Raw genomic sequence first — 11047 nt, forward strand, 5'->3', positions numbered from 1 at the left:
TCATCGCGCGAAGCTGGTCGGCGATCTGCTGGTAGAGGCGGCGGTTCTGAATGGGTTGGGTCGGCATACGTTCGCTGGCGGGACCCGTCGGGATCGAAACGGTTCGCGGCCGCGGCGGTCCAGGCAACGGCAGCGAGCCAGACGCCGATTCTAATACGTCCGGGCCCGGCCGCCGCGCGCGCGACATCGGGCGTGCGCGGCGCCGCTTGCCGGGCCGCGGCCAAAGGCCCGCCCGCAGCCTGACCATGCGCGCTCGAACCGTTGCGTGCGCTCAGGCATCCACCACGCGGCTGCCGCGCCAGCCGTACCACGCGACGATCGCGAAGCACGCGAGCGGCAGCGCGTAGGCGATGCTGACGCCCGACGCGTCGGCCACCCGGCCCATCGCGTACGGCATGATCGCGCCGCCGACGATCGACATCACCTGATACGACGCGCCGCGCTTGGTGTGCGGCCCGAGATCCTTCACGCCGAGCGCGAAGATGGTCGGGAACATGATCGACATGAAGAAGAACACGCCGATCAGCGCCAGCACCGACACCACCGGAATGCCGGCCAGCACCACGGCCGTCAGCACCACGTTGGCGAGCGCGTAGACGGTCAGCATCGCGGCGGGCGACACCTTCGCCATCGCGGCCGTGCTGACGAAGCGCCCGGCCATGAACAGCAGCAGCGCCACCGACAGCATGAACGAGGCGCGCTGCGCCGTGAGATCGGGCCAGTGCACGATCGCGTAGTTGATGAAGAACGCGCCCACGCCCACCTGCGCGGCCACGTAGAAGAACTGCGCGACGATCCCGCCCACGAAGTGCGGCCGCGACCAGACCGACCCACCCGCCGCGCGCTGCGCCGGCGAGGCCGCGCGGCGGATGTCGGGCATCGGCGTGCGCGCGATCAGCAGCGCCAGCAGCACCACCACGGCAGCGATCGCCACGTAGGTGATGCGCACCGAGCCGAGCCCTTCGCTGGCCACCTGCGGCGCGGCCTGCGACCGGAAGAAGAACGCGCCGCCGATCAGCGGCCCGAGAAAGCTGCCGAGCCCGTTGAAGGACTGCGACAGATTGAGCCGCCGCTCGGCCGTCTCGGGCGTGCCGAGTTCGGTCACGTATGGATTGGCGGCCGTTTCGAGGCAGCCGAGGCCGGAGGCGATCACGAACAGCGCGAACAGGAAGAACGGAAAGCTCGCCACCGACGACGCCGGAATGAACAGCAGCGCGCCGATCGCGTACAGCGCGAGGCCGAGCAGGATGCCGCGCTTGTAGCCGAAGCGCTCCATCAGCATCGCGGCCGGGATCGCCATCACGAAGTAGGCGCCGAAATACGCGCCCTGCAGCAGGCCCGATTGCGCCTTGCTGACGTGCAGCACGTCCTGGAAATGCTTGTTCAGCACGTCGAGCAAGCCGTACGACAGCCCCCACATGAAAAAGAGGCTGGTCACCAAAATGAACGCCGTGCGCCAGTCGCGCGAACGTTCGGCCGTGCCGGCCGGCGCAAGGCCGGCTCCCGATGCCTGTTGCATGATTCCTGTCTCCTTCCGTGTCAGTCTCGTTGTGCTGTTACGGGGCGCCGTCGCCGGCTGTCGTCATTGCCCGGCCAGATCGAAGATGCGCGCCATCGGCGCCCATTTCGTTCCGGGCCGGCTCCATGGGGTGGGCTGCTGGAACGTGTCCATCAGCGTCTCCCACGCCACTACCTTCGGGTCGGCGAGGCTCGCCGCCGCCATGCGGGCGGCGTCGAACACCGCGTCGTCCGTCTCCATCACCATCGTCAGGCGGTTGCCGATCCGCCAGATTTCCATGCCGAGCACGCCCTGCCCGCGCAGGTGCGCGGCGATCTCCGGCCAAATGCGTGCGTGATGCGCCTCGTAGCGCGCGATCGATTCGGGATCGTCCTTCAGGTCCAGCGCCAGGCAGTGCCGCATCGTCGTGTCTCCCTGTGAGGTTGGGCGTCAGCCGAGCGCGCGATCCAGGTGCGTGTAGCCGCCGTCGACGAACAGCCACTGGCCGGTGGTGTGCGAGGCGCGCGGCGACAGCAGGAACACGGCGGTCGAGGCGATCTCGGCCGGCGTGGTCATGCGCTTGCCGAACGGGATGCGCTGCGTGATCGCGTCGAGCTTGGCGGCCGGATCGTCGAAGCTGTCGAGCCAGGTTTCGTAGAGCGGCGTCATCACCTCGGCCGGCACCACGGCGTTCACGCGCACGCCATCGGCGGCCAGCGACGCGGCCCACTCGCGCGTGAGCGCCAGCACCGCGCCCTTGGCGGCGCAGTAGCCGCTGGTGCCGCCCTGCCCGGTCAGCGCCGTCTTCGACGAGATGTTGACGATCGCGCCGCGGCTCGCCTTCAAGTGCGGCTCGCAGTAATGCGCCATCGCGTAGTAGTGCAGCAGGTTGCGTTCGAGCGAGGCCACGAACGCCGCGCGGCCCGCGTCGAGACCCACGCCGTCGTTCGCGCCGGCGTTGTTGACGAGGCCGTCGATGCGGCCGAATTCGGCGATCGCCGTGTCGACGGCCGCGCGGCATTGCGCGTCGTCGAGCAGGTCGGTGCGCAAAAAGCGCGTGCGCGGCTGGCGATCGCGTAGTTGCGAGGCAAACGCCTCGGCGGGCGCGTTGCGATCGAGCACGACCGGAATCGCGCCCTCGGCCGCCACGGCCTCGGTGATCGCGCCGCCGATGCCGGACACGCCGCCCGTGATCAACACGACCTTGCCGTCGAGATCGAGATGCATGCTGGTGTCTCCTCCTGAATCGTTTCGAGCGAAGCGCGAAGTGCGCGGGCGCTCAGGCCAGCGCGTCGGCCGGCTGGGCCTGCGCGCCGCGGAACCGGTAGCGTTCGAGCGATTCGGGCTTCATGGCGATCGAGAAACCGGGCGCGGTGGGCGGCAGATAGGCCGCGTCGCGAATCACGCACGGATCGACGAAATGCTCGTGCAGGTGATCGACGTATTCGATCACGCGCCCTTCGCGCGTGCCGGCGATGCTGACGTAATCGATCATCGACAGATGCTGCACGTACTCGCACAGCCCCACCCCGCCCGCGTGCGGGCACACCGGCAGGCCGTACTTCGCGGCCATCAGCATCACGGCCAGGATTTCGTTGACGCCGCCGAGCCGGCACGCGTCGATCTGCACCACGTCGATCGCGCCGCGCATGATGAACTGCTTGAACAGCACGCGGTTTTGGCACATCTCGCCGGTGGCCACCTGCACCGGGCCGATCGCCTCGCGGATCTTGCGGTGGCCCTCGACGTCGTCGGGGCTGGTGGGCTCCTCGATGAACCACGGCTTGGCGAACGCCAGCTCGCGCACCCAGTCGATCGCCTCGTCCACTTCCCACACCTGGTTGGCGTCGATCATCAGCTTGCGATCGGGGCCGATCACCTCGCGCGCGATCGTCACGCGGCGGATGTCGTCCTCGAGGTTCGCGCCCACCTTGAGCTTGACGTGATCGAAGCCGGCCTCCACGGCCTCGCGGCACAGCCGGCGCAGCTTGTCGTCGCTGTAGCCGAGCCAGCCGGCCGAGGTGGTGTAGCACGGGTAGCCCTCGCGGCGCAGCGCCTCGATCCGCTCGGCCTTGCCTGCAGCCTGGCGCTCCAGCAGTTGCAGCGCGTCCTGCTCGGTCAGGCAATCGCCGAGGTAGCGGAAATCGATGCAGCGCACCAGCTCGGCCGGCGTCATGTCGGCCACGAGCCGCCACAGCGGCTTGCCTTCGGCCTTGGCCCAGAGATCCCACGCGGCGTTCACCACCGCGCCGGTGGCCAGATGGATCGCGCCCTTGTCCGGGCCGATCCAGCGCAGTTGGCTGTCGGACGTGACGTGCCGCCAGAAGCGGCCCATGTCCTCGCGGATCCAGTCGAGATCGAGGCCCACCACGAGGTGGCGCATGGCCTCGATGGCCGCGCAGCAGATCTCGTTGCCGCGGCCGATCGTAAACGTCAGGCCGTGGCCTTCGAGGCCGGGGCGATCGGTGTCGAGGATCACGTAGGCGGCCGAATAATCGGGATCGGGATTCATCGCATCGGAGCCGTCGAGCCGTTGCGAGGTCGGGAAGCGCACGTCGAGGACGCGCATCGAGCGAATGATCGTCATGGTCGGTTGTCGTGTGTCGTGTTGCGTACTGCCGGTTTCGAGAGGGCGAACGGCGCGGCCGGGGTGAGGCCGGCCACGCTTATTGGTCTAATGGCCCAACCAATTTGATGGCCATCATACGTCGGTTGCCGGGCGGCGTCACGCCGCCGGCGCTGCGGGTTTTCCCTTGTCGGCTTGCGTCGCGCGGGTTTCAGTCGATCCGGTAAAAGCGTTGCGCATTGCCGCCGAAGATCGCGTCGAGCGCGGCCTCGCCGAACAGCCGTGTGCAATGACGTCGGCAGGTGTCGAACCAGTCCTCGTAGCCGCCGTGCGCCGAGGCGAGCCTCAACACCGGCCAATCGCTGCCCCACATCAGGCGCTCGGGGCCGAACAGCGTGGCGGCCGCCTCGACGAACGCGCCGATCCGTTGCGCATCGGTGTGCGCGTCGGCTTCGGTCCAGATGCCGGAGAGCTTGCAGGACACGTTCGGCAAGCCGGCGAGCCGCGCCATCGCGTCGTGCCACGGCTGCAGCGCGCCGCGCGCGATCGGTGGCTTGGCCGCGTGGTCGATCACGATCGGCAGCGCGCGATGGCGGCTCGCGAACGCATGCAGCGCGTCGAGTTGCGCGGGCGTGACGAGCGCGTCGAAACACAGATCGTGCGCGCGCATCGCGGCCACGGCGGGCGCGAGCGCGTCGTCGTCGATCCAGCGATCGTCGAGCGCCTGCAGCATCGGCCGCAGGCCGCGAAACCTCGGTTCGGCGGCGAACGCGGCGATGCGCGCGGGCGCGTCGGCCGCCTTCATGTCGACCCAGCCGACCACGGCCTTCACGCTTGGCGTATCGCGCGCGATGGCGAGCAGCTCGCGCGTGTCGTCGAGCGTCGGCAGCGATTGCACGAGCACGGTGCCGTCCACCTGCCGCGCGCGCAGATGCGGCGCGAGATCGGCCGGCCCGAAATCGCGATGGATCGGCGCGAGGCCAGGCGGCGGCCATTCGCCTTCGCGTGCGGCGATTCGCCAGTAGTGCTGATGAGCGTCAAGACGCAGGGGCATCGATCGCATTCCTCATGAGTGATGTCGTGAATCCGGGGATGCGCGGCGCTCGGCCGCGCATCGGACTAAAGGTCTAACCAATGCAGCGAAGATCGGCGAGCCCGCCGGGCCTGGCCATCGGGGCTAACCCGGATCCGCCGCGGCGCATCGCCGATTCGCGTCCGGATCAGCAGTTTTTTCATCGTCCGCATTCAATTCGGCAATAAATTCGCCTCTAATTATTTCACCAAACTTTTTTAACCATTACAAAAAATTACGCTGTATATTCAGCCACGGTTTGGATTGTCAGGCAGTTGTTCCTTGATTGTCGGCAAGCTGTTCGTTTGAACCATCCGGATCAATTCGGCGCAAGCCAAAAAGAACGCGCGGCGCTTTGCATGCCGCGCGAAAGCGCATGGCCGCGCCATGCTCACCCGCGTACGAATCGGCGCCACAGAGCGCGGATCGTTGCTGCTCGATTAATAAACAACAGGGCCTTCCGACATGCAACTCTTTACCTGAAAAACGCCAGCGTTTCTCCGCGTTTCATTCAAAACTCGATGCCATTTCATTTCGCTGCGCAATACCGGCGACGGCATTTTATTGCCCGCGGTATTTAACCAGCCATTCACCGTTCATTCCACTTTCAAAGGAATCGGTATGGAAATCACGCTTCGCCATGTCCGCCTGCTGCCGCTCGTCGCCGCACTCGCCCTGGCCGCCTGCGGCGGCGACGACGGCGGCTCCGGCTCGGCCGTCTCGTTCGGCGCCGCCGGCAATCAGGCCGGCAACGCCACCGCGCCCGTCGCGCCGGCCGCCAACCGCGGCACCGCGCCGGTCGAAATGCCCGACACGGTGGTGCCGGTCAATTACCGGCTGTGGTTCCGACCGAACGAGGCGCTCGACCAGTTCCAGGGCCGCGCCGATGTGGAAATCAACGTGCTGAAGCCGGTGGATGCGATCGTGGTGGCCGCGCACCGGCTGAAATTCACCAACGGCCGGATCACGCTGCAGCCGGGCAACATCCCGCTGATCGCCACGCCGCAGGGCCAGGGCGATTACGTGCAGTTGCGCCCCGCCAGCGGCACGATCGCGCGCGGCAGCTACTCGCTGCACATGGAATGGCAGGGCATCATCAATTTCGATTCGCACGGCGATCCGGCCAAGGGCACCGTGGGCAGTTGCGACAACGATCCGTATCCGGGCTGCTCGGCCGCCGAAGGCATGTTCCGCGTCGACCTGGTGGGCACCGACGGCACCAGCAGCGGCGCGGTGCTCACGCAGGGCGAATCGGATCTGTCGCGGCAGTGGTTCCCGGGCTGGGACGAGCCGGCGTTCCGGCCGACCTACGAAGTGTCGGCCGAGGTGCCGCAGGATTGGCGCGTGGTGTCGAACGCGGCCGAGAAGCCGGCGTCGAGCGTGGGCGGCGGCTACAAGCTGGTGTCGTTCGACCGCACGCCGCCGATGCCGTCCTACCTGGTGTTCTTCGGCGGCGGGCGCTTCGACGTGCTGGAGGACGATTTCACGAGCCCGCTGCCCGACGGGCGGGGCATGCATCTGCGGATCTTCACGCCGCCGGGCATGAGCGAATGGGCGAAGCCGGCGATGCAGGAAACCAAGCAGGCGCTCGACTACTACTACCGCTACACCGGCATTCCGCTGCCGCTGACCAAGTTCGACACGGTGGCGGCCAACGACAAGTTCAAGGCGCAGAAGGACCTGAACTTCGGCGGCATGGAGAACTGGGGGGCCATCCTCGAATTCGCCGACGACATCCTGCCGAAGCCCGGCACGACGATGTCGAAGTACGGCATGGAGGTGCTCACGCACGAGGCCTCGCACCAGTGGTTCGGCGATCTGGTCACGCTCGACTGGTGGGACGATGTCTGGCTCAACGAATCGTTCGCGACGTACTTCGAAACGCGCACCTCGATCCAGTTCCACCCCGACCGCTTCAGCTGGGTGCAGGACGTGGGCGACAAGGCCGCGGTGATTCGCGCGGACATCGGCCCGGATGCGTTCCCGGTGCAGCCGAACTTCAACGCGTTCGGCTCGAACGATTTCGTGGTCAACGCGGGCGCGTTCGTCTACAACAAGGGCGGCCACGTGCTGAAGATGCTCGAGGGCTATCTCGGCGACGAGGTCATGCGCAAGGGCCTGCAGCAGTATCTGGCCGACTATTCGTTCGGCAACGGCACGCCGCAGCGGCTGTGGGATGCGCTGTCGAACGCCAGCGGCCAGAAGGTCGGCCCGATCGGCGACAGCTTCGTGCGCCAGACCGGCGTGCCGCTGCTCACGGTCGACGCGCAATGCGATCTGACCCGGAACCAGAACGTCGTGACGATCAAACAGACGCCGTTCCCGAACACCAATGCGTATCCGGGCACGCAGTGGACGGTGCCGGTCACGCTCGCCTACGGCGACGGCCTGATCAAGCGCACCACGCTCGCGCTGAAGGACACCCAGGCGCAGGTGCGGCTCGACGGCTGTTCGGCGGTGCTCGCGAACCCGAGCGGCTTCGACTACTACGTGACGAACTACAGCGATTCGGCCTGGAGCGGGCTGCTGCCGCAACTGTCGAAGACCACCGACCCGGTGCTGCTGACCAACCTGCGCAACGACGCGAACCTGCTGGTCGCCAACCAGCTCGCGCCGGCTTCGCGCACGGCGGCGCTCGGCTCGATCACGCCGCCGGCCGCGATTGCGCTGCGGCAACTGGCAGCCGGCGAATCGGTCGTGCGTCAGACGCGTCCGGTGTTGCGTTACAACGGCAAGTTCGTGGCGCGCAAGCGTAGCGAGTAAGGCGCGAGCAGGCGGTTGCGGCGCGGTCGCCGCAACCGCTGCGCACGCGATCGGCCCCTCGCCGGCTTGGCCGCCCGCGAGGGGCTTTTTCATGGCGGCGCCTGCCGTGCCCGCCGCGGCGAGGCGCGGCGTTCCGTCGTCCGACTTCCTCCCGCCCGCATCGCGCGTGCCGGCGCGCATCGCCGATACAGCGCCGCCCAGCACCGACAGCAGGGTATGGTTATCCCCGACTGGCAGCCCGCCCGCTCCGAGATAGGATATCCGACAACAAATCAGCAAGCCTGCAGTCAGTCGTCCGTCACCGTGCCCGACCGGACGACAGCCCGCCCCGCCCGCATGATCGATGCGGCGAGGGAGCCGGCGTTTGACGACGTATCAGAATCATGCGAACCCGCAATCGAGGGGGAGACGGATCGCGATGCCGCTCACGATGCGCGCGTCGGCCGATGCCTTTCCAAGTTGTCCGATAACTGATGATTTAAACCATCACGCGCTGACGCGACCGGTTTCCGACCGGCCGCCGCTTGCCGCTGCCCGGCCGCGACCGTTCTGCCGAACGCCGTCGCGCGACCCCGCTCGGCCTGCCATCCGCTGACGGATGCAGCGCCCACATCACGAGGAAGAGGACGAGGAGACCGCAGATGGATTGACGCCCGCCGCACTTTATTTCGTACACCACAACATTAAAACGATGGAGATACCATGCTTTCGATAACACGGACGCGATCCGCACTCGCCGTCGGCACTGCCGTTGCCCTGCTCGCCCTGGCCGCCTGCGGCGGCGAAACCAGCACCCCGCCCGCCTCGGGCGCCGGCGGATCGACCGGCTCGGGCAGCGCATCCACGCTCGCCACCTCGTTGCAGGGCATCGTCTACGGCACCGCCACCACGGCGGTGCCGAGCGGCGCGAACGTGCCGATCACGATGATGGGCCAGATGCGCGCGCTGTTCGACCGGATCAAGGCCGCACCCGATTTCACGCAGGTGGTGATGGATCTCGGCGACGGCAGCCCGGTGCATGTGCTCGACACCAACACCGGCGACAAATTCCTGCCCGGCAAGCTCGCGCTCGGCCTGTCGTGGATCCTGATCGACATGAAGTCGAAGAACGATCCGCAGTACGCCGATTATCTGGCCGCCTACCAGAAGGTGACCACGGCCATGATGGCCATGAACGGCAGCAACTACCTGTATGCGAACACGTCCTGGGGCGAGTATTACTACCTCGTCGCGCTGAACAACTTCCAGGCGCACGGCATGCTCAACGAGGTGTTCAGCGATGCGATGCTGGCCACGCTCAAGCAGCGCCTGATGTTCTGCGACATGTTCGGCGCGGACGCCAGCGGCAAGACCAACACCTGCCCAGCCGACGGCACGCCGATCGACATCGCCTCGCTCAACACCGCGCAGAACTATTACGCGGTGTCGTACGGCATCGCGGGCCTGCGCCAGAAGCTCGGCTGGAGCAGCCCGAGCTTCGCCTCGAAGACGGACGCGAGCGTGGCCGGCATGAACGCGCGCGACGCCCTGCTCTACACGCTGACCAACCACATCCGTAACGATTCGTCGGGCGGCTTCTCCGACGAGGCCTCGAACACCAGCAAGACCTATTACGATCAGGCGCGCTTCGACCGCTACAGCACGCTGCTGATCGGCGAGGTGACGGAGCGCACGTTCGAGATGGGCAACGAGGCGAACCTGACGCCCGAGCTGAAGGGCTACCTGCGCAAATCGGTGGACCTGATCCTGCCGCAGCTCAACACCGACGGCGAAGGCTTCAACTACGGCCGCTCGATCGGCCCGTATGGCGATTCGGCGTTCATGGAGGTGCTGACGGCGGCGGCCAATGCGGGCGTGCTGACCGATGCCGAGAAGCAGGCCGCGTATGCCTACATCTACCGCGCCGCGCTGCGTTTCGAGAACTACTGGTACGACCCGACGCTGCCGACGCCGTCGGTCAACATGTGGGTCAAGGGCCGCGGCACCGATACCTACCGCGGCAAGCCGCGCGCGATGGGCGAGAACTTCAGCCTGCTGCACCAGTACCTGTACGTGAACGCGTGGTGGAACAAGCTCGGCTTCGGCGCGGCCGCCCCGCTCACCGATACGCAGTTCCAATCGTGGCTCGACAGCACGCAGCCGCACGTCAAGCTGACCTGGTACAACCAGCCGACCGACACCGCGCATCCGTACAGCGCGGCGCTCGTGACCGTGCGTGACGGCAAGCGCGTGATCAATCTGAACCTGAGCCAGGCGCCCGACTACAACTCGTTCACGCCGTATTATCCGGTGCCGTTCTCCGACAAGCTGATCTACGGCACCACCGATCTGGCCTACGCGCTGCTGATCCCGCAGGTCAGCTACAACGGCAAGACGTATCAGCCCGTCACGTACTACCAGAACCTCAACGTGCAGGAGAGCAACGGCCAGGTGATCGTGAGCTTCGACACGACGAAGTTCCGCGTGGCGTCGAAGAACGCGGCCGCGTCGACCGATCTGGATCTGCAGACGCACACGGTGATCACGTTCGCGCACGGCTCGATCTCGCGCACCGACACGCTCAGTTCGGCCACGCTGACCGGCAACCTCGCGGTGGAAACCGATTACACGGCGTTCAACGATCTGGCCAGCACCACGGCCAACGCGGACGGCGTGTCGGTCAGCTACGGCAACGGCGCGGCCACCGGCTATGCCACCACGGGCTTCTCGACCTGCGCGCTGTCGGACTTCAGCACGGCGAACAACGCGACCAATCCGCTGTCGACCACGCCGATCGGGCAGTTGCATTCGAAGTTCGCCTGCACGACGCAGCCGTTCGCGCTCGGCTCGGGGCAAAGCCGCACGCTGAGCTGGACGCTGAAGTACGCCGATCCGGCTTGATGGGTTCGACGATGGCGTAAAAGAAAAACGCGACGCCGGGTTGGGCGTCGCGTTTTTCAGGGTTACTACGGTATGACGTTTGCCGCCGTGCGTTATCGGCCCAGCATCGGCAGCTTCAAGCCGGCCTCGCGCGCCGTTTCCTGCGCGAGTTCGTAGCCGGCATCGGCATGACGCATCACGCCCGTGGCCGGATCGTTGAACAGCACGCGGCCGAGGCGCTCGTGCGCCTCACGCGTGCCGTCGGCCACGATCACCACGCCCGAGTGCT

At 66.8% G+C, this 11047-nt stretch carries 7 protein-coding genes and 1 pseudogene; 2 read left to right on the top strand and 6 right to left on the bottom strand.

Annotated features, from left to right (window positions below; genetic code table 11):
• Positions 1–271 precede the first annotated feature (271 nt).
• The 5 genes from fucP to G3N92_RS24820 form a co-directional block, all read right to left on the bottom strand.
• Positions 272–1519 (bottom strand): L-fucose:H+ symporter permease, encoded by a 1248-nt coding sequence (gene fucP / locus G3N92_RS24800; protein ID WP_206130240.1) that lies wholly within the window; start codon positions 1517–1519, stop codon positions 272–274.
• A gap of 63 nt (positions 1520–1582) precedes the next feature.
• The gene (locus tag G3N92_RS24805; protein WP_206130241.1) at positions 1583–1921 is read right to left on the bottom strand and encodes an L-rhamnose mutarotase; all 339 of its coding nucleotides are present in this window, start codon (positions 1919–1921) and stop codon (positions 1583–1585) included.
• A 27-nt stretch (positions 1922–1948) separates the two neighbouring features.
• Positions 1949–2725, bottom strand: a complete 777-nt coding sequence (locus tag G3N92_RS24810) for an SDR family oxidoreductase (protein ID WP_206130242.1) — start codon at positions 2723–2725, stop codon at positions 1949–1951.
• Between the two features lie 52 nt (positions 2726–2777).
• Positions 2778–4085 carry an L-fuconate dehydratase gene (locus tag G3N92_RS24815; RefSeq protein ID WP_206130243.1) on the bottom strand — a complete coding sequence of 436 codons (1308 nt, stop codon included), beginning with the start codon at positions 4083–4085 and terminating at the stop codon, positions 2778–2780.
• 190 nt (positions 4086–4275) lie between these two features.
• Complete coding sequence (locus tag G3N92_RS24820; RefSeq protein ID WP_206130244.1) at positions 4276–5118, bottom strand: amidohydrolase family protein; 843 nt, start codon at positions 5116–5118, stop codon at positions 4276–4278.
• Positions 5119–5757: 639 nt separating this feature from the next.
• Between G3N92_RS24820 and G3N92_RS24825 the strand changes: the two genes are divergently transcribed.
• Positions 5758–7899, top strand: a complete 2142-nt coding sequence (locus tag G3N92_RS24825) for a M1 family metallopeptidase (protein ID WP_206130245.1) — start codon at positions 5758–5760, stop codon at positions 7897–7899.
• Positions 7900–8601: 702 nt separating this feature from the next.
• A complete protein-coding gene (locus tag G3N92_RS24830; RefSeq protein ID WP_206130246.1) occupies positions 8602–10779 on the top strand; it encodes a hypothetical protein in 2178 nt (725 codons plus the stop codon).
• Between the two features lie 92 nt (positions 10780–10871).
• On the opposite strand, the pseudogene G3N92_RS24835 reads toward G3N92_RS24830, so the two are convergent.
• A pseudogene (locus G3N92_RS24835) lies at positions 10872–11047 on the bottom strand (urocanate hydratase); the annotation flags it as partial.

Source organism: Burkholderia sp. Ac-20379, from assembly GCF_017104645.1.
Lineage (GTDB): Bacteria > Pseudomonadota > Gammaproteobacteria > Burkholderiales > Burkholderiaceae > Burkholderia.

What these genes read in the sequence shown, in the direction of transcription:
- G3N92_RS24820 (WP_206130244.1), bottom strand. Translation starts at nt 5,118, where the DNA reads ATGCCCCTGCGTCTTGACGCTCATCAGCACTACTGGCGAATCGCCGCA.
- G3N92_RS24805 (WP_206130241.1), bottom strand. Translation starts at nt 1,921, where the DNA reads ATGCGGCACTGCCTGGCGCTGGACCTGAAGGACGATCCCGAATCGATC.
- G3N92_RS24830 (WP_206130246.1), top strand. Translation starts at nt 8,602, where the DNA reads ATGCTTTCGATAACACGGACGCGATCCGCACTCGCCGTCGGCACTGCC.
- G3N92_RS24810 (WP_206130242.1), bottom strand. Translation starts at nt 2,725, where the DNA reads ATGCATCTCGATCTCGACGGCAAGGTCGTGTTGATCACGGGCGGCGTG.
- G3N92_RS24815 (WP_206130243.1), bottom strand. Translation starts at nt 4,085, where the DNA reads ATGACGATCATTCGCTCGATGCGCGTCCTCGACGTGCGCTTCCCGACC.
- fucP (WP_206130240.1), bottom strand. Translation starts at nt 1,519, where the DNA reads ATGCAACAGGCATCGGGAGCCGGCCTTGCGCCGGCCGGCACGGCCGAA.
- G3N92_RS24825 (WP_206130245.1), top strand. Translation starts at nt 5,758, where the DNA reads ATGGAAATCACGCTTCGCCATGTCCGCCTGCTGCCGCTCGTCGCCGCA.